13 protein-coding genes are annotated in these 20,909 nt (G+C 48.8%); 12 read left to right on the top strand and 1 reads right to left on the bottom strand.

Annotated elements, in window-relative coordinates; translation table 11 throughout:
* The first annotated feature begins 7 nt into the window (after positions 1 to 7).
* The 8 genes from I2H74_RS03525 to I2H74_RS03490 all read left to right on the top strand — a co-directional run bounded on the left by I2H74_RS03525 (position 8) and on the right by I2H74_RS03490 (position 8,141).
* Entirely contained in the window at positions 8 to 1,291 is a 1,284-nt protein-coding gene (locus I2H74_RS03525; RefSeq protein WP_195571679.1) for a valine--pyruvate transaminase, read from the top strand.
* 63 nt (positions 1,292 to 1,354) lie between these two features.
* Complete coding sequence (locus I2H74_RS03520; RefSeq protein ID WP_195571677.1) at positions 1,355 to 2,374, top strand: ABC transporter ATP-binding protein; 1,020 nt, start codon at positions 1,355 to 1,357, stop codon at positions 2,372 to 2,374.
* The gene (locus I2H74_RS03515) at positions 2,346 to 3,140 is read left to right on the top strand and encodes an ABC transporter permease (protein ID WP_195571675.1); all 795 of its coding nucleotides are present in this window, start codon (positions 2,346 to 2,348) and stop codon (positions 3,138 to 3,140) included. Before I2H74_RS03520 ends, I2H74_RS03515 begins: the two co-directional genes overlap by 29 nt.
* Before the next feature lie 3 nt (positions 3,141 to 3,143).
* Entirely contained in the window at positions 3,144 to 3,941 is a 798-nt protein-coding gene (locus I2H74_RS03510) for an ABC transporter permease (RefSeq protein ID WP_195571674.1), read from the top strand.
* Positions 3,942 to 3,970: 29 nt separating this feature from the next.
* Entirely contained in the window at positions 3,971 to 5,197 is a 1,227-nt protein-coding gene (locus I2H74_RS03505; RefSeq protein ID WP_195571672.1) for a DUF6421 family protein, read from the top strand.
* 42 nt (positions 5,198 to 5,239) lie between these two features.
* A complete protein-coding gene (locus I2H74_RS03500) occupies positions 5,240 to 5,530 on the top strand; it encodes an acyl carrier protein (protein WP_195571671.1) in 291 nt (96 codons plus the stop codon).
* Positions 5,527 to 6,483 (top strand): hypothetical protein, encoded by a 957-nt coding sequence (locus I2H74_RS03495; RefSeq protein ID WP_195571669.1) that lies wholly within the window; start codon positions 5,527 to 5,529, stop codon positions 6,481 to 6,483. Before I2H74_RS03500 ends, I2H74_RS03495 begins: the two co-directional genes overlap by 4 nt.
* A gap of 44 nt (positions 6,484 to 6,527) precedes the next feature.
* Positions 6,528 to 8,141, top strand: coding sequence for an amino acid adenylation domain-containing protein (locus I2H74_RS03490; RefSeq protein WP_195571667.1), 1,614 nt, complete (start codon positions 6,528 to 6,530; stop codon positions 8,139 to 8,141).
* Here I2H74_RS03490 and loaP read toward each other — a convergent pair whose 3' ends face one another.
* Positions 8,142 to 8,696 carry an antiterminator LoaP gene (gene loaP, locus I2H74_RS03485; protein ID WP_195571665.1) on the bottom strand — a complete coding sequence of 185 codons (555 nt, stop codon included), beginning with the start codon at positions 8,694 to 8,696 and terminating at the stop codon, positions 8,142 to 8,144.
* Positions 8,697 to 9,090: 394 nt separating this feature from the next.
* On the opposite strand from loaP, the gene I2H74_RS03480 reads away from it, so the two are divergent.
* From I2H74_RS03480 to I2H74_RS03465, 4 genes are all read left to right on the top strand, one after another.
* Positions 9,091 to 9,921 carry a 4'-phosphopantetheinyl transferase family protein gene (locus I2H74_RS03480; protein WP_229106391.1) on the top strand — a complete coding sequence of 277 codons (831 nt, stop codon included), beginning with the start codon at positions 9,091 to 9,093 and terminating at the stop codon, positions 9,919 to 9,921.
* Positions 9,918 to 13,247 (top strand): ACP S-malonyltransferase, encoded by a 3,330-nt coding sequence (gene fabD / locus I2H74_RS03475; RefSeq protein WP_195571662.1) that lies wholly within the window; start codon positions 9,918 to 9,920, stop codon positions 13,245 to 13,247. The genes I2H74_RS03480 and fabD overlap by 4 nt, the downstream gene beginning before the upstream one ends.
* A gap of 64 nt (positions 13,248 to 13,311) precedes the next feature.
* A complete protein-coding gene (gene hisC / locus I2H74_RS03470; protein WP_195571660.1) occupies positions 13,312 to 14,379 on the top strand; it encodes a histidinol-phosphate transaminase in 1,068 nt (355 codons plus the stop codon).
* A gap of 170 nt (positions 14,380 to 14,549) precedes the next feature.
* Positions 14,550 to 20,900, top strand: coding sequence for a beta-ketoacyl synthase N-terminal-like domain-containing protein (locus I2H74_RS03465; RefSeq protein WP_195571659.1), 6,351 nt, complete (start codon positions 14,550 to 14,552; stop codon positions 20,898 to 20,900).
* The last annotated feature ends 9 nt before the right edge of the window (positions 20,901 to 20,909 follow it).

Raw genomic sequence — 20,909 nt, 5'->3', positions numbered from 1 at the left:
GTACACAATGTCTAATGTACAGCTAAGCAAAACGGGTCTGAAAATGTCCGAACTGACAGGTGTTCGTTCAATCATGAAGGACATTAAAGAAACAAATGAAACGAATGCACCGCAGGATTATATTAATGTCAGCGCAGGCAATCCTCTAATCCTGCCCGAGGTTGAGGCATTATGGCGTAAATATGCGCATGAACTGCTGGATGGCCAAGAATTTGGCGAGATCATTGGACGTTATGGCTCCAGCCAAGGCTATGAGCCCTTTATCGACGCTATCGTTCATTGGTTCAACGCGGAGTATGGCTGGAATATCACGAAGCATAATGTGCTGGTTACGCCAGGGAGCCAATCGCTTTATTTCATGGCAGCAAATGCGTTCAGCGGGCCTGACGAAGAAGGCAACCAACGCTCGCTTGTCCTGCCGTTATGTCCTGACTATACAGGATATGGGGGAGTTGTCCTCTCAAAGGACGTGCTGAGAACCCATAAGCCGACGCTTGATATTCAAGCCAAGCATCGCTTTAAATACCGTCCGGATATTGACAAGCTATCGATTGATCAATCAGTAGGGGCGGTACTGTTCTCCCGTCCGTGCAATCCAAGCGGCAACCTGATGACGGAGCAGGAAGTAAATCGAATCGTAGCATTATGCGCGGAGCAAAACGTACCTGTCATTATCGATTCCGCGTATGCACCCCCGTTTCCAGATATGGTCTTTACCGATATGGTTCCGGTCTGGGGCGAGAATGTCATCCACTGCGTCAGCTTGTCCAAAGTTGGGCTTCCAGGCGAGCGTATAGGCGTAGCGATTGCCAGTGAGAAATACATTCAACTGCTTGAAGCATTCCAATCCAACATGAACATTCACTCTTCACGCTTCGGTCAGGCACTTGCGGCAAGGGCGATTATGTCTGGTGAGTTAGCGGAAGTATCCACGAATGTTATTAAATCGTTCTATCATAAGCGCTTCTTGATCTGGGAATCCGCGCTAGACCGTCTAATGCCTGATGAGGTACCGTGGTATTTGCATGTAGGCGAAGGCTCTATTTTTGCATGGATGTGGTTCAAGGATCTACCGATTACAGATGCAGAGCTGTACGTAGAGCTGAAGAAAGAAGGCGTAATCGTTGTGCCGGGATCTACATTCTTCAGCGGCCTTGCTGAACCGTGGAGCCATGTCAAGGAATGCATCCGCATCAGCTTGACCGCGAGCGAAGAGGAGTTGGAGCGTGGTGTTGCCATTCTCTCCAAGGTCGTAGCACGCGTCTATCAAGAATCGGGCATAACAACGTAATATTTATAACTTAAGATGTGATTTCCGCAAATAAAGCGCAATCGATGAAAGGGGATAAGGCCAGTGTCATTTATCACAGTGGATTCCGTATCCAAGGAGTTCAGGGTGGAACTGAAGCAGCGCGGGGTCATGGGCAAGCTCAAAAGCCTCATAAAACCGCATTACGTGACCAAGCAGGCTGTAAGCAATATTTCTTTTTCCGTTGAAGAGGGTGAGATCATCGGTTATCTGGGTCCAAATGGCGCGGGCAAATCGACCATGATCAAGATGCTTTGCGGCATCCTTCATCCTACCTCTGGTCATATCCGAGTAAATGGCTGCATCCCCTACATCGAACGCCGCAAGTACGCGATGTCGATCGGGGTGGTATTTGGCCAACGCAGCCAGCTGTGGTGGGACTTGCCCGCTATCGATTCGCTGGAGCTGTACAGGGACATCTATAAAGTGTCCTCGACAAGCTATAAGCAAAGTCTTGATGAATTTAACGAGCTTCTAGGCTTGCATGAATTCGCCAGTACGCCCGTGCGTCAGCTGAGTTTGGGGCAGCGCATGCGTATGGAGCTTGCGGCCGCGATGCTGCACCACCCGGAGATCCTGTTTCTAGATGAGCCGACGATTGGACTCGATATTATGGTGAAGGAGAAGATTCGGGATTTTATCTTGCAATGGAATCGGCTTCGCAAGACAACCGTTATCTTGACCACACACGATGTGATCGACATCGAGCGTCTGTGCAATCGCATCCTGATCATTAATAATGGCGAGATGGCATTTGACGGATCCGCTTATGAATTGGAGCAGCTGTACACCAAGGAGAAGCAGATCATTGTCACATTTAAAAATTCGGCGGAGCTGCTTCCCGCCTTGCTGCATACGACGGTACAGCGCAGAGAAGGCAACCAGGTATGGTTTGGGGTTCAGCGCAGCGAATTCGTTCAAGATGTCATTCGCACAATCGTGAACAGCTATGAGGTGACGGATATTCAGATTCGGGGAACCGATCTGGAAAGTATCATCAAAAATGCGTACCAATCGGGAAAAAAGGATGCTGTTCATGAAGTCGTATATTCAAATTTTTCATAAAACGATCTCGACCACGTTTGTGTATCGTTCGAATCTATATATGCCGATCTTGGCCTACGGCGTATTTGTATTTCTCCAATTCTCGCTCTGGTCGGCTGTCTTTGCACTGAATCAGCCAGAGGGAACAACGCTGTCGCAGATGATGACGTATATTTTTATAGGCATGATGATCCGCTTTCTGACGACAGCTTCACCATCAGAGCAGCTGTCACTGGATATCAGAGAAGGGAAGATCGAGCTTATGCTGATCAGACCCTACAATATGTTTTTATTCTTCTTCGCAAAGCAGTTGGCTAATATAGTGGTCGACTTTATCACGAAAGGACTCCCCTTGCTCACGATTAGCCTATTGTTTATTTCCTCATACATAGAGATTCCCTACAACCCAACGAATTGGCTTTACTTTATCTTCTGCTGTTTAAATGCGATCCTGATCGCTTTCTGCATGGACTATATCGTCGGCCTTATGGCGTTTTGGATCATGGAAACCTGGCAGCTTCGCTTTCTCATTCAGGACATCGGCAACGTATTCTCCGGCGTCTTTATTCCGCTATGGTTCTTCTCGGATACGTTCCTATGGATCGCGAATCTTCTGCCATATCCCTATTTGTACTTCTTTCCGATCAATGTACTGCTCGGCAATGTCGATCAAGCAGACTTTGTGCCTCGCGCGCTGATCGGATTATCCTGGAGCATCGGTCTGTTTGGCGTCATTATGCTGATGTGGCATAAATGCAAGTCTCGGATCATCATTCAAGGAGGGTAAGCCGTGATTCGCGACTATGCGGTGCTGTATCGCAAATTTATTGTGAAATATGCCAAGGCCAAGCTGGAATACAAAATACCGCTTGCCCTTGATATTATTGCGAACATTGTAAATTCACTCAGCTTTGTTTCGGTAGTCTATTTTTTAATGAATCATTTTAGCACATTGGACGACTGGCAGCTGAACGAGGTCATGCTTATGTTTGGCTTTGGGCTTCTGTCATGGGGACTGGCTGGAATGCTCTTCTGGGCACCTGTTATGCAGATTGAGCAGCTGATCATTACAGGACAATTCGACCACTTTCTCCTTAAGCCGCTTCATCCACTGCTGCACTTGATGTATCGCCACTTTCAACATACGTTCATTGGACAAACACTAGTGGGGATAGGGCTTCTCTGTTATTCCCTGTTGCAATTTCCCTCATGGCTTACACCATCGTTTATTCTCAATGGGCTTTACCTGCTGTTCAACTCCGTGCTTGTACAATCCGCTATTTTGATCGCACTCAGCTCGCTGAACTTTTTTGTCAAGAAACCGCTAGTCTTTTCGATGATGGTCGTTGTGGATTTACAAGTGATCTCTCGTTATCCGATCTCCATCTATCATCAGGGATTGCAGTTTTTCCTAAGCTTTGTCATACCCTACATCTTTGTATCCTATTACCCGATCGTCATCTTGACGCGAGGCGTGGCGAGTGAGCCGATATCAGCCGTGACGTATATCATCGGACCACTGCTCATCGTATTAGCTTGCTTATTGTTTAATTATGGCGTTAAACGCTATGACGGGGCAGGCAGCTAATTCTTTAATTCCATATGGAGGTGTTATGCATGTTGTTAACCGCGATTGAACCAGCACAATATGTGAAACAGCACATCGTGCCAATGGTGAATGAATTTCGTAAGCTTCAGCAAACGGATGGTTGTATTCATGAGCATTTTGAGGCTGCTGATCGTTTGCTCGAGCAGTTAATTCCGAATGTGCAATACGTGTATGAGAGCTTGCACATGCCTAAGATGGCGGATGCCTTCAAGAGGGACATTGCGGAATGGCGTACGAAAGGATTGAATACGCCGCCTTATTTTGATTACTCGCTTAAAGCCTTTACACCGCCAGACAATCTTGAGTTGTCCTTTATCATTGCTCCACTTGTAGCAACGAATGGCCCTGCGCCAAAAGGACACTTTCTCGAATGCTTCCTCGTGATGCGCGAGGAGCCTGAGGAATTGGAGCGCGTATCCGCGATGATGCCGCATCCAAAGAACGGCTGTCAATCCTGCCGTCTCATTACGGGCTCAGAAGGACTTGTGACAGGCAACTGCATTGTCTTTTTTCCTGAAAATATTAAGGTGAGCGAGAAAGTGGATAGCCAGTCGTTTGCGATGTTTTTCTTCAACAAGTTCCAGCAGATCTATCTTACGGAGACATTTCCAAGAGTCCGGACATTGTTCGGAGAGGGATGGGTATCCGATGCGCTTACCACGGAATCGGTATACCGTGCTCGTTCTGTATGGGGCTATCTGCACGATTATTACCATCATCAGGGCCCTAGGCCGTTCGATACCAACCTGCAGGTGAAGCTCAATTTCTTCGTTGGAATCTTGGAAGAGATTAAAGTGGACTGTCAATCCGTTGTAGCAGCATATGAGCTTGATGTTCCTTTTGGAAGCGAGATCGCAGAATACATCTTGTTTGAACGCATGCTGCGCTATCCGAATCAGCCGGATGCGAAGAGCAACTTTGATGCAGGAACGGGACTGTTTTTATTCGAATGGCTCATTCAAAATGGATCCTGCTTTCAAATCACTGATCAGGGACTTCGATTCCATCTTAAACAGTGCGTAAAAGATATTAAGCAGCTTGTTCGTGAAGTAGAGGCCATTGAGAGCATTGAAGATGACGAGCAATTCAAAGCCGAGGCAAGAAAGTACGTGAAGCAGTATTTACCTGAGGGAAGCGGCAAAGAAAAATTCACTATTCCGGACATGTATGCCCGCTATATTGGTTACACGCTAGGGAAAACCGAGCTGTTGGACTTCACGCAATTGCAGTATTAAAGGATTGTGACCGAGTCATGACGTAACAGGGGGAGAATATGAATGAGCCATAACGTGGAGGAACAAATTGGTTTGATCGTTAAGGAATCATTGGGACTAGATGCTGTTCCATGTGCTTCGGAGAAGGATGCGCCGCTTAAGCAATATGGGATGGATTCGGTAGCTATGATTCGTATGGCGGTCGCAGTAGAGAAATGCTTTCGCTTGAAGTTCAAGGGAAGAGATCTCCTCGAAAAGAACTTCGCCACGATTGCTGCGATCGAGAAGCTGGTATGGATCAAGCTGGAGGATGCGGCAGCTGTAAAGAGTGCTGCAGGGGGGGGATTCGAATGAGCTGTAGCCTATTAGAGGTAGTGGAGCATGCGGGGAAATATTTCAACTGTTGGAAATACGAGATGAGCGGATACTTAAACGGCAAAGGATTGCCTGTGGATTATCTTTTCTACAATGCACTCGAGAGCACAGACAAAGTGTACGCTGAGATCATGCAGAAAAAGAAAAATCGCTGGATCTTTGATACAACCTGTCTTCGTCAAGATGAGCAGCTTGAGCTCATTGGTGTTCGGCTCGTTCGAGAAAGTCCCGAGAGCTTCGAACAGCTTGCTTCGTTGATTACACGCGCGATGGGCATGAACAGTGCCGTTATGCTGCTGATGGATTCCTTCTATGTGCCGCATAAAGAGCACTATGCGAAGATGCACACTCCTCATTCCTATATCATCACCTCCAGCCATTTTGATGGCTCCAAACAGGACCATCTCTATAACCTAGTGGATATCGTCATCGATGATTATGGTGATTATCCCTACACTGGTTCGGAGCTTAAGCCCATGTATGAGAACAGCCAGGGAGCTTATCGAGCTGTTGCTTATTATGATTTTGAGTCTAGTGGTGTCATCCAAGAGGAGCGCATCCTAGCGGCTCACTTGGAGCATCTCGATCAACACCGAGACCACTACACGCTTCATGATCAAGTGATCGCTGGTCTTGATTGCTTTACGGCGTTTTCAGATCAGAAGGAGCTTCTCTATCATTTGGACATGGCTTATACCTTTCTTGCCGGCTCGAGATATTTATATGCGAGATTTTTGAACGCCATAGGGCATGTGCGAGCAAGTGAAGCTTATGCCAAAGCTGGGGAACAGGCAGAGAGTTTATCTAATATGCTGCGCCGGTACGGGATAATTGAAGAAGTATATATGGACGAGCTCATGGAAGAATGCAAGCTGATGAGGGAATTGGATCAGGAGGGAGAGCGTACTGTTCGCCAACAGGCGGTCGTATAGCATCCATTGTAACGGGATTAGGATAAGGGGAGGAGAACATTTTTATGACGATTCGTCAATTAGAGCCGTGCTGCGTGGGGCAGCGATTATCTGATCTGGCGGCTAGGATGCCTGATCAGACTGCTGTCGTGCATGATGAAGAGCAACTCACCTATAAAGAGCTCCATGAATGGAGCGAGCAGTTTGCTAGAAGACTGCTGGGGATGGGAATCAGGCAGGGGGATCGTGTTTGCGTGATGACGGTTAAAGATATCCGTCTGATTATCGCGATCTACGGCTGCTTTAAGGCAGGAGCTGTCTATGTGCCGCTTGATCCTGGAAATCCAGATGCCCGACTTCAATACATTGTAAGCAGTGCTAAGCCATCTGTGTTCGTCTCGCCTGAAGAGGAGAGGGACAGGCTGCATTCCTTAATGCCTGAAGCGCCGCATATCCGTACAGAATCCTTTATGAAGAATGGAGCAGATGAACAAGTCCATGATGAGAACGTTGAGCTTGCTGTAGGAACACTTCCGCCAGTTAGCCTTGATGCACCAGCCTACTGCATGTTCACCTCTGGCTCAACAGGGGTCCCAAAGGGCGTTGTTATCCGTCATGACAGCCTGATTGCATTCTTTGAGGCTGCGGATAATTATATGAGTCTTAATGAGCAATCCCGATGCTTGAATCTAGCGCCTTTTTTCTTTGATGCTGTCGTGGTCGATGCGTTCTATCCTTTGTATCGGGGTGCTACAGTCTATTTGTACGATGGCCTTATCCTGCCTACCACGGTCATGGGAATGGTTGAAGAAGCGAGGATTACAGAGTTCACGGCTGTCGCTCCTATCTTAACGATGATTGCAGATAGCGGCTTGATGGATGAGTATAATCTGAGCAGTGTAAAGACGATCTGGACAGGTGCTGATGTCCTGAACGTCAAGTCTACCCAGCAATGGCTAAGCCGAATTCCCGGCCTGACTATCGTAAATGGATATGGGCCGACGGAAGCGACGTGTGCTTGCTTGGCACACCCCATATCACAACTGGAGCCAGACCGGGTTGAACCTTATCCCATTGGCAAACCCTTTGCCGGTATTCGGATTCAGATCGTTGATGAGCACATGCAGCCGCTCCCTCAGGGAGAATCAGGCGAATTGCTCGTAAGCGGCATTCAGATCCTGGATCATTATTGGGATAATCCAGAGGAAACTAAGCGACGTGTGGTGGTGCTTTCAGGCTTGCGATATTACCGGACTGGAGATATATGTTCGATCGATCAAGCTGGGGATGTCCATTATATCGGAAGAGTAGATGATGAGATTAAGATACTAGGTCGTCGCATTAATCTGAATGAGATTCGACAAGCCTTGTTTGCTCAGCCGCTCGTGCTGGATGCGACGACCTTTGTGGTTGAAGATGAGAGCCAGGGCAAGATGCTCGGTGTGGCTGTAGCTGTAGAGGCGAATACGCTTCTCACAGAGGCTGTAGGAGAAGACATCCTAAGCAACATGGAGGAACGTCTTCCATCCTATATGATGCCAAGACGTCTTGTATTATTAAGGCAGCTGCCTAAGCTTCCTTCAGATAAGACGGATAAGCAGCGGCTCATTCGCATGGTGCAATCGTCTAAAGCTAGTGATCGTGGGATTATTATGGTATCAAATGTCATGAATCGTTGATTAGCATTCGGAGGCAGGATTCATAATCAGGATGCCAACTTCAATCGTTCGCTCTTCTCCAAGGAATGGAATTTGGAGGGTGGCTCTGTTCTTGTGACGGTCTATCTTCTTGATAAAGCTTTCCATTCCTTTTAGGGGACCGGATAGGACATGTATGTTGGACTTTGGGATTAGGCTTAGCGTGGAGAATTCAAGAATGTCGGCTTGGTTAAGCAGACGCAATAGTGGAGTGATCTCGGCTTCTTGAATGGTAGAGAATTGAAAGGTGTCTTGCTTTTGTTCATGCCATCGTCCGTTCGTCAGCAGCTTGAGCACATGAGGGGTGCGTCTTAAGTCATGATAGAGCTCAGCATCCATGCTGGTCTTAATGAGCACATAACCCGGAAACATTTTTCTGACAACATGTCGGGTAAAGCCCTGCTTTCTCTCTGGAACGATACGCTTTGGAACTAGTGATCTAAGTCTAGATTCCTCGAATTGCTGCTTGAGCCAATGCTGGACGGTCTCTTCCATCCCTGTTTCTACAAATAGAGCATACCAGTTCAATCCAATCATCCTTCTTCCTCATGGTTTATCCAGGAAATAGTATACATCCAATAAAATGAAAATAAAGTCGAAATATACAAAAAATAAATAAATTGACATAAAATACAGTCGTACATATAATTATGGTGTATTTTGTAGGATGAATATAGCCGCTTGAGTTATAGAATGAGTAATAGATTTGAATCACATCGGATTGTGTGAACATTCAAGCGCTGAAAGTAAGAAGGAAGTTGATAGACTAGGCTTGCCTTAATCGACGTTGCGGCGCGTTAAAGCAGCACTAGTTCATATAGAACCCATTCGGGTAGTGTGCATATCTGCAGATGAAAGGGAGAGAGTGTGTCTGCAGGCATGTTTTTTGCTGTACATAAGTAAGGTGCTACGTCTGGAGGAACCACATGTGATGGAATGGGATGTACTGCAGGATACAAGGAGCATGCAGACAAGTCCTAAGATCGCCGCCTGCGAATTATGGTTGCGCATGCCGGATCGACAAGACCGAGTGATTCTGACTGCTTGCCGTGTATCTAAGGTGAGGGAGAGGAAGATAGATTGGCTGCATTCTAGTGAGGAAGCCTATTATCGCAGACTGCGGGCTTCTAAGCGACAGGATAGTTACTTATCTGGACGCTTTGCCGCAAAGCATGCTGTGTCGGAGTGGATTGGGGGCATGTCATTCAACGATATCGCGATTCAACAGGGCATATTTGGTCAGCCCATTGTCATCGCAAATGGGTACTCGAACATTCAGGTTAGTATCACGCATTGTGATGATGGTGCTGCTGCTTTAGCATTTGATGAGTCATTGCTCCTCGGCATTGATATGGAACAAATTAGACCGGATCGTTTAGCGGTGCTGTTGAGCCAGCTTACGGATCGCGAACATGAAACGGTGAAGCGGCTTCCCTATGCGAAGGAGGCGTCCTTGACAATGATCTGGTCTGTAAAAGAAGCACTTTCTAAAGCACTTAAGACGGGATTAACCGTATCCGCCCATTTTTATGAGACCTCACAGCTTCAAGTGCACTCACACTTGGTGTACGGCTGTTTCACTCACTTTCCGCAGTACCGCTTCTGTGCCTTTGCGGCAGGCTCATACACCTATGCGATTGCTTATCCCCGCCAAGCCGCTTTGATTGCCCCCTTTCGTCGATCGCCAATCCTTTTTTCCGCACTAGCGCACCAATTACGATTTGATGACGATCTATATTCCAAAGCTAGGAGACGAACATGACTCAATCGATTGTATTTATGTATGCCGGGCAAGGCTCTCAATACTATGGGATGGGGAAAGCCCTTTTCGAACAGGAACCTGTGTTTCGAGAGTGGATGCTGCGAATGGACCAGACGGCAGTTAAGATGATAGGGAAGTCCGTTGTGGAAATACTCTATGATGTTAAAAAGACACCATCCGAGCCCTTCCAGCGGACAACACTCTCGCACCCTGCCATTTATATGATTGAAACGGCTATGACGGAACTGCTGTGTGCACATGGCATCCACCCCGATTATGTGCTTGGCGAAAGCCTGGGGGAATTTGCAGCCGCAACCGCAGCTGGGATGATTCGTTGGGAAGATGGACTTGAAATGGTCATTGAACAGGCCACCATGCTTGATCGCTTCTGCAAAGCAGGCGGGATGCTTGCCATTCTCGACCATGTCTCCATCTATAACGAGAATGAGCTTCTGAACAGTCAAAGTGAGCTGGCCACCCAACTATCGGACAACCACTTTGTCGTTTCAGGAGAGGCGAATGCGATTCAAGCCATTTACGCCCACTTACAGGAGCAGCGTATCATCCGAGACCTGCTGCCTGTGTCGCATGCCTTTCATTCCAGAATGATCGAAGGAGCCGCAGCGCCTTATAAGCAGTATTTGTCGCAAAAAAGATTTGAAAAAGGACGGATTCCATTCGTCTCTGGAATAGACGGACACATACGGCGGGAGCTTACGCAGGATTACTTCTGGGATGTTGTTCGGCAGCCCATAGCGTGGCTGCAAAGCATTGATAAGATTGAACAGATTGGACCCGCTGCCTACATCGATCTTGGACCGTCTGGCGGAATGGCAAATATGGTCAAGCGGCGAATATCAACCGCTTCAAGCTCGCAAACGAACATCATTCTGTCACGTTTCCATCAGGGCGCTGACCAGTGGCAGACGATCAAGCATTGGGGAAAGCAACTTCAAATGCAAAGAGCACACTCCGAAGTAGATAATGAAAAAATAGCCTCACATCAGACGCTGATGTTGAGTGATAAGGAGGAGCGGCCAATGAGAGCCTATGTGTTTCCTGGACAGGGGTCCCAGCATCGAGGCATGGGAGGAGATCTATTTGACGCATATCCTGAGATCACCGATCAAGCCGATCGCATTCTGGGATATTCCATCAAGGAATTGTGCTTGCAGGATCCTAACCAGCAACTTGGACTCACTCAGTATACTCAGCCTGCGCTGTATGTTGTGAATACTCTTCATTATTTGAAGGCACGGGATGAAAACGGCCGCCCGGATATCGTTGCAGGCCACAGCCTAGGGGAGTATAACGCGCTGTATGCAGCGGGAGCCTTTTCTTTTGAAGTAGGTCTGCAGCTTGTTAAGCGCCGCGGCGAGCTGATGAGCCAAGCGAGCGGTGGCGGAATGGCTGCAGTCATTGGCATGGACGAGGAGAAGCTCAGGCAAGCATTAGCGGATCATGGTCTGACGGAGATCGATGTCGCCAACTTTAACAGTCTAACGCAGATCGTGATATCTGGACCGCAGGAAGACATCATTAGAGCCCAGCAGGCGCTTGAAGCGTCTCACGCACGAATGGTTATTCCGCTAAAGGTAAGCGGTGCGTTCCATTCAAGAATGATGACGCCGGCGTACGAGAGCTTTGCCTCCTTTTTGGATACGTTCACCTTTGAAAGCTTGAGTATTCCGGTTGTATCCAATGTGACGGCTAGGCCCTATGTTATAGGGCAATTCAAGCAGCTTCTAGCAGGCCAAATCACACAGTCGGTACGTTGGACGGATACGATCCGCTACATGATGGGGTTAGGGGTAGAAGAGTATGACGAAGTTGGCCCAGGCAATGTTCTAACGAAACTCATCTCATCTATTCGTAAAGAAGCAACGCCACTATATCTGGAACGTGGCACGCTCATTAAGAACCCTCCAAAGGAAGAACAACCATTAGGCCAAGCAAGCATGAGAGATACGGTCGGAATGACGCTCGGAGACAGCCAATTCAAACAGGATTACGGTCTCCGTTATGCGTATGTAGCCGGGGCGATGTATAAGGGAATCGCCTCTGTCGAGATGGTTGTGCAAGCGGGGCGAGCCGGGATGCTCGGAATATTTGGTGCTGGCGGTCTCTCTCTTGAGCGGATAGAAGCATCCATTTGCAGTATTCAAGAGCAGTTGAAGAATGGGGAGGCCTACGGATTTAATCTTCTGCACGAGCCTGAGCATCCCATGAAGGAAGAGCAGCTGGTCGATCTTTACTTGCGCTATGGCGTAGATCTCATCGAAGCCTCGGCCTATATGAGCATCAATGCAGCGCTCGTTCGCTACCGTGCGTCTGGGCTTATGCGAAACCCAGACGGCAGCATACGAATAGGCAATCGCATCATTGCGAAAGTATCGCGGCCTGAGGTAGCCGAGGCATTTTTAAGTCCTGCTCCTGAGCGGATAGTATCCAAGCTGATCCATGATGGATTGATAACCCAAGAAGCTGCCGCTTTGCTGAGAGAAGTACCGATGGCAGATGATATATCTGTTGAGGCTGATTCGGGAGGGCACACGGATCATCGCTCCCCTTATACGCTCCTGCCGTCTTTGATTCGATTAAGAGATGCATGCATGAAAAAACACGGCTACCAGAAGCGAATTCGCATCGGAGCTGCCGGCGGAATCGGTACGCCTGAGGCTGCTTTGGCCGCTTATATGATGGGCGCTGATTATCTGGTGACAGGTTCCATCAATCAGTGCACAGTGGAGGCGGACACGAGCGAAGCGGTGAAGGATTTGCTCCAGCAGGCGGAAGTTCAAGACATGGACTATGCACCTGCTGGCGATATGTTTGAGCTTGGCGCAAAAGTGCAGGTTCTTAAGAAAGGTGGATTGTTCTCGGCAAGAGCCAATAAGCTGTTTGAGCTCTACCGCAATATAGAATCCATCGACCAAATGGATGCTCGCACAAAACAGATGCTTGAGGTAAAGGTATTTCGTCGCACATTTGAAGAGGTATACGAAGAAGTGCGTCAGTACAAGTCGCAAGGGGAGATTGATAAGGCAGAGCGTGATCCGAAGCATAAAATGGCGCTGATCTTTAAATGGTATTTTGCGATGTCCAATCAAGCCGCGCTTAAGGGGGTCCCTGAACAGCGAGTGAATTACCAGATTCACTGCGGCCCTGCCTTAGGCGCATTTAATCAGTGGGTAAGAGGGACGGAGCTTGAGTCCTGGCGCAGCCGACACGTAGACCGTATCGGACAACTGCTGTGTGACGAGACGGCTGAGCTTCTTCAACAGCAAGCCCGGAAACACGCGACAACATTCGCATTTTTGAATTGAAATGTTTACCATTAATTGCTATGATTTTGGAAACATCTCAATTCGCAGGGCTTGGAGGAATAGTATGTATATTAAACAATCGATAGAGCAGCTAGCACCCTATGTGCCGGGCATTCAACCTCAGATGGACGGCAACGTAATCAAGATTAACGCGAACGAGAATCCATATCCGCCATCCCCCTCTGTCCAAGAGTTATTGAGCGGATTTGATTATGCTAAGCTTCGTTATTATCCGGATGCAGCGAGTCAAGGCTTGCGAAACCTCATTGCAGAACATTATCAATTGTCTGCTGACCATCTGTTCTGCGGCAATGGCTCTGATGAAATCATCGCGTACTTATTCCAAATTTGCTTTGAAGAGCATGATTCTATTGCAACCCCGTATCCTACCTATACGCTGTACAAGACAATTGCGGATATTCACCGGGTTCATACCGAATATGTGCCTACCCGTGAGGATTTTACGATTGATATGCAGGCACTTGCACGGACGGAGGCAAAAGGGATCTTTATTGCGAACCCCAATGCACAGACAGGATTGCTGCTCCCGCTTAACGAGATTGAAGAGCTGCTGCAATCTTATCATGGGCTTGTGGTTATTGATGAAGCCTATATGGATTTTGCTCCAGCTTCCGCGTCTGCGACATCGCTTATTGGACGTTATCCGAATCTGGTTGTGCTTCGCACGTTCTCGAAGTCATATTCGCTCTGTGGGATTCGAGTTGGTTATTGCTTCGCAGCTCCTGTACTGATCAACGCTCTGGATAAATGCAGAGATTCCTATAATGTAAGCCTTCTGAGTCAACGGATGGCAGAAGCCGCATATCGCGATCAGTCTTACTTATTGGATACCGTGCAGAAGATCATTGCAACTCGTGAACGCGTCGCGAATGCTTTATCATCTTTAGGCTATGAAGTGCTGCCTTCACAGGCGAATTTCGTGCTGTGCAAGCCAGAGTATCACACCGCTAGTGAAGTCTATGAATATTTAAAGTCGCAGCATGTATATGTGCGTTACTTCGATGCGCCTCGGTTGGCAGACAAGCTGAGAATTACGATTGGAACGGATGAAGAGATGGATGTGATGCTGGAGCATTTACGCGCTTTGGCAAGTGTTCGGGCAGAGGATTAATTCTTAGAAGGAGAATGTTGGACTGCAAGTCACCAATCGTATGATTGAGCATTCGCGAATGTTGCTCAAGTGATATTAACGAGGATTACACGTACTAGGCGGAACGAGGGTTCATCCCTTGTTTCGCCTATTTGGTATGCTTCAAATCTGTTCAGGAAGGAAGTTGTGGGATGGAGCTTAGAAGTGGGGAAGTCGATATCTCGACCCAGGTTAACGATCAACAAGATATCGCAATCGTAGGAATGGCATGTCGATTTCCCGGGGCTGAGCATTACGATGCCTTTTGGGAGATGCTGGCAGCTGATCGCTCCAGCATCATTGAGGTTCCGCGCGAGCGCTGGGACTGGAGTGCATTTTGGGGAGACAAGCATGGAGAAGGAAATACCACCTATAGCAGATGGGGGGGCTTCATCAATGATGTGGATGCTTTCGATCCTGGGTTCTTTGGATTATCAGCGCGAGAGGCGGAGACGATGGACCCGCAGCAGCGAATCATGCTTGAACTGGCATGGAACAGTCTAGAGGATGCGGGAATCGCACCTTCACACTTGTCAGGCGCTAAGGTAGGCGTGTACATTGGTGTATTTAACTATGATTACAAAGAGCTTCAGGAACAGCCTTCCTTGATCATCCAAACCCATCATTCTACGGGTACGGCTTCAGCAGTCATCGCTAATCGCATTTCCTATTACTTCAACTTCAAGGGGCCAAGCCTGCCGATTGATACGGCCTGCTCCAGCTCTCTGAATGCCATTCATGCAGCAGTCCAGTCGCTGCAAGCTGGAGAGAGCGAAGTAGCGCTTGCTGGAGGGGTTAACATCCTGCTGACCCCTACGAGGCATATCTCGTTTGCAAAGACAGGAATGCTCTCGCCGACAGGCTCCTGCAAGACATTTGACGACAGTGCGGATGGCTATGTTCGCGGTGAGGGTGCGGGCATGCTGGTGTTGAAGCGGATGGCACAAGCATTGGAGGATGGCGACCATATCTATGGCATCGTTAAAGGGAGCGCGATTAATCATAGCGGAAAAACGCATACCTTGACTTACCCGAATCCAGCGGCACAGGCAGAGGTGATAAGTGAAGCCTATCGTCGAGCTGGCATTTCTCCGCTTAGCGTGGGCTATATCGAGACCCATGGCACAGGCACTCCAAAGGGAGACCCGATTGAGTTCGAAGGGCTGTGCACGGCATTCCAGCAGCTTGCGGCTGAAGAGGGATCGGAATTGAAGAAGGGCTATTGTGCCCTAGGAGCAGTGAAGTCCAACATCGGGCATCTGGAAGCTGCAGCAGGCATGGCAGGGGTGATTAAGACCTTGCTTGCTTTTAAGCACAAGCAATTGCCGAAGCTTCATCATTTCAAACATCTTAATCATCGGATCAAGCTTCGCCATACGCCGTTCTACATGCTGGATACGCTTAAACCGTGGAAGGTGCTTAAGGACAAACAGGGGCAGCCGATGCCAAGGCGAGCAGGGGTGAGCTCATTCGGATTTGGCGGCACGAATGCACATGTATTGCTGCAGGAGCCGCCTGAAGCTACACGAGCTGCAAGGCGAAAGAACAGCTACTCTGCATATTTAATCTGCTTATCGGCTAAGACGAGAGAAGCGCTGTATGAAAAGCACCGGATGCTGTCCGCATGGCTGAATCAGCAAGGGGAGCAAGTAAGCTTGCTGGATCTTAGTGCGACCCTGCTGGCAGGGCGAGAGCATTTTGCTGTAAGATCAGCGATTGTTGTATCCAGCTTAGAAGAACTTAGCAATAAGCTGAACATGATCATTGGAGGAGAAAAGCCGGCTGGATATGCTGCGGGCAGCAGCGAGGCACACACTGGTTCTAGTGAAGCGGCAGCGATTAATATTGCCAAGGAATTGTTTGGTAGAGGCGGGAAGCGTGGGGCCTATCAAGACAAGCTCCTCAACCTTGCGGAGCGTTTTGTTGCTGGAGAACAGTGGGATGCATCTCCATTATCCTCATTCATTTCCTATAAGAGACTGGCGCTGCCTACTTATCCTTTTGCAAAAGAAAGGCACTGGCTGTCTTCAGATACACTCATAGAAGATATCAACATTCGAACTGGAGCTGGATCGGGCAATTCACAGGTTGATCTTCACCCGCTATTGCATCGAAACACATCGAATCTGCTGGAACATCGTTACAGCTCAGGATGGGAGATGATAAACACTAGATTGACATCCCCTGTTGAGACAGGAACTGTGAGTCAGGCTGCTCCAGCCTTGGCGTGTCTGGAGATGGCGCGAGCAGCATTTGCGCTGTCTGATGTTCAGGCAGAACATGAGCAGCAAAGCTCTTGGATCTACCTGCGTGATGTCGTCTGGCCGAAAGAAATGCGGGCTGTGTCAGCAGCAAATGTTGTGCACACTACGCTTGTCCCGTTTGCTGATGAGATCATAGGCTTTGAACTATATGGAGACGAGAACGAAGAGCGTCCTGGTGCGATTTTCAGTCAAGGGCAGCTGCTTAGGAAGACTCGAACAGAGGCACGTCTAGAAGATTTACAGCTGCATTCGATAGAACAAGAATGGGAGAAGATTGTGCTCCCAGCTCAAATGCCTAATGTGATGACAGCATATGCATTAGATGGAAGCTATCTCATTCAACTTGAACTTCTACCAGGGGGAACGATGTTGGAATCATGTGTCCTCCGACCTGATTGGATGGGCGAAGCTTTAGAAAGTGCTGTATGTCTGCTGACGGGTGAAGAGGAAGGAGATGCCCGCTTCACCATGCATTCACTGGCAGCATTGCGCGAGCTTCATATTTATGGTGAATGTTCAGCTGACATGTGGGTGATGCTGCGTCCGGAATCTTTCGATAAGAGTTCAAACCGTCTCTTGCTAGATTTCAATTTGTATGATGCGGATGGTGCACTTCAGTTTGTTGGCAAGGGACTCGAAATCTTTCTTGAATTACACGAGGAAAAAGGGAGTGCGGGTGAGGATCTAGAGGCTCATCAGCGGTACCAATGCTATTTGCAAAAGCAATGGGTGCTTCAGCCTTCTCTTCAAAAGAGAGCCTTTCGTGGTGAAATAGCAGTACTTGCAAATGCGGAGACAGAACACATCGCAGCTGCACTTCGTCACAGGCTACCGCAGCACAAGCTGATGCTTTTCATGGAGGAGGACTTGCAGGAACAGTCCGCTCAACTGCTATCGAGCGGGACAAATTGGGAAAACTGCCACGCATGGGTGGACGTCACAGGCTGCAGTCGAATTGAATCCGCTGAGCTGCAGGAGACTTGGGATTGGATACCGCTGCTGCAGAATGTCATTGAGCATAAGCGCAAGCATGAATTCATCGTGCTTGGGGTAACACAAGGGCTGGAGGCGCACCTAAATGACCGTATTCATCGGGCAGGCGCTGCACGCGCAGGGCTGTATCGTCTGCTCCAAAGCGAATATCGCCATCTTGTATCCAGACATGTGGATGTGGAGAGACAGGCTGAAGCAGATTCAATTGCCGAAGTAATTGCAGCGGAGCTGGAAGCTGAAGGAGAAGCAGCTGAGGTTTGTTATCGCAACCAGACAAGATACACATCAACACTGCATGCATCTAGGCTTGCCGCGAATGATACGGAATCGGCCGTGCAAGAGGATGGTAACAAGTCAGAATCCATTGATGCTGCAAAAAAACATCAGGCTGGAACGGCAGTGTCGCTTGCCTTCTCCGAAGAGGAGGTGTTATGGATTACCGGAGGCACGAGAGGTCTCGGTTATGCCTGTGCGAGGCACTTTGTGGAACGGCATGGCGTTCGCCGGCTTGTCTTGAGTGGGCGAGAAGAACTGCCTCCACGAGAGCAATGGGATACGGCATTAAACAGTAAATTACAAGCAAAGGTTGAGTCGATTCGACAGCTGGAGGCGCTAGGCGCACAGGTCAAAGTGCTTGCACTGCCGCTTTCTGATCGACAATTGGTTGAACAGCATGTTGAATCCATTCGAAGCGAATGGGGACCGATTGCTGGCGTAATCCATTGCGCGGGAAGCTGGGATTTGGATCATCCTGCATTTATTCGAAAACCGCTGGAAGTGATTCGGGAAGTGGCAGAACCTAAGACGAGCGGGTTCGAAACCTTATATTCGAGCTTAAAGGCAGAGCCTTTACGCTTCTTTGTGCTGTTCTCGTCTGTATCAGCCGTGATACCTACGCTTGGAGCAGGGCGAAGCGATTATGCGATGGCTAACGCGTATTTGGATTATGCGGCGGGAGCTTATCAATCATCCTGCCCGATCGTCAGCATTCAATGGCCGAGCTGGAAGGAGACGGGCTTAGGCGTGGTCTCCAACAAAGCCTATGATGATACAGGCTTGCACAGCTTGACGACAAAGGAAGGGCTTGACTGGCTGGATTGGATTCTGTCTCATCGCATTGGACCAGTCGTCATGCCAGCAGTTGTTGATCCGACTAAGTGGAATCCGGAACAGTTAATGGATCGTTATGTAGTACGTGCCCAGGAAGCTGCTCCAATCGGCACCACAGTGCCGCCGCTGAATAAGCATGAGAATTCCTCTTCATACAGTCCTTCAGATCAAGACCTTATGAAAGAGACGGAAGCTTGGCTCACCTCCTTCCTTGCGAAGGAGCTAAAGACAGATGCGGCAAAGCTTATGAACCATGTCCCCTTTCAGGATTATGGGATGGATTCCATTATGCTTGCGCAAATTGTCCGTCAGATGGATCGGAGCTTAGACGGCGTATCCATAGATCCGGCCTCCTTCATTGAGCATGGTACGATTGCGGGAATGACTCGCTATTTAGTCGAACAGCACAAGGACGCTATGATCCAGCTTCTCACACCGAGCAAGCGAACGGCAAGCTTACATATGGCGATGTCCAATGTAACGAACAGTGTGCAACCAGATTATCGCACTGTTCCTCATATGAGCACGAATGAAGCTGTTAGCCGACAATCAGCAGCAGATCAAGCGTCTCGTCATCCGAATTCGGATGGTGCTAATGGGCACTCGACTCGTACAGCAAATCCGCAAGTCATTTCGATTCGTCAACCGAATCCACAAAAAAGGGCTGCTCCACTGCCTGATAGCCGCATCCGCCGCGACAAGATCGCAGTAGTTGGCATGGCATGCCACTTCCCAGGCGCCAACAGCATTGATGCTTATTGGCATAACCTTCGTCTTGGCAAAGATATGATGGGTGAGGTTCCGTTATCGCGCTGGAATTGGCGGAATTATTACGATTCTAGCCAGCATCTGGAAGGCAAAAGCATTAGCAAATGGGGCGCATTCCTAGACCAGATTGAGTACTTTGATCCGGAATATTTCCATATCGCCGAGTCGTTAGCGGCGCAGATCGATCCTTTGCAGCGCCAGTGGCTGGAGGTCAGCGCAGAAGCTCTTGCGGATGCCGGCTATGGAAAACGGGATTTGTGGGGCAAACGCGTAGGCGTATTTACAGGAACGCGCAGCAGCAACTTCGCAAGCAAGTACTGCGGCACGACAAAGGATGTGCTTGTGGCGACAGGTCAAAATTTTATAGCTGCACATTTGTCGCACATTTACAACTTTAAGGGACCGAACATGGTTGTGGATGCCGCTTGCGCAAGCTCGCTCACCGCTATCCATCTGGCCGTTCGAAGCATCCAGACCGGCGAAGCCGAAATGGCTCTAGCCGGAGGAGTTGAGATTCTGCTGGACGAGACGATGTACCTTGATCTGAGCGCAGCTAAAATATTGTCCCCAGAGGGACGCTGCCGCACCTTTGATTCCGCGGCAAACGGAATTGGCCTAGGCGAAGGCTGCGGAGTGCTGGTGCTGAAGCCGCTGACGGCGGCCATCGCGGATGGCAATAAAATATATGGCGTGATAGACGGTACCGCCATTAACAATGACGGCAACACAATGGGGGTAACGACGCCTAATCCGGAAGCACAGCGAGAGCTAATTGAGTCCGCCCTTGAAGACGGAGGCATTCATCCCGATACGATCTCTTATGTTGAGGCTCATGGGACAGGAACGCTAATCGGAGACCCGATTGAGTTAAAGGCACTTACGCAAGTGTTCAGCAAATATACGAGTAAAACGCAATATTGCGGCGTTGGCAGTGTCAAGACGAACCTTGGACACCTATTAAGCGCAGCGGGTGCAGCCAGCATCATGAAAGTGCTGCTATCCATGACAGCAGGGGAGCTTCCTCCTACACTGCATTGCAGCCACCCGAATCCAAGATTCAACTTTGAAGATTCGCCGTTCTATCTTGTACGAGAGGTTCAAGCATGGCGGTCTCAGCATCATGTGCTGCGCGCGGGTATTAGCTCCTTTGGTCTAGGCGGCAACAATGCGCACATCATTGTCAGCAATGAAGGCATCCCAGCACCGCTTCGGGCGACGTTGTCCCCTAAAGGTGAAAAAATAACGTTCAATCGCCGCAGATTCTGGCCGCAAACGCTGCATGCCGAGACAGCCTTCAATGATTGGGAAGAGCATGTTGAAGATGACGGGTTTGCAGGCTTTTTTGAGCCTGTACAGATTACGAGGTAAGGAGTATTG

Source organism: Paenibacillus sp. 1001270B_150601_E10, from assembly GCF_015558675.1.
Lineage (GTDB): Bacteria > Bacillota > Bacilli > Paenibacillales > Paenibacillaceae > Paenibacillus_B.
This window is presented reverse-complemented; position numbering and strand designations above follow the sequence as displayed.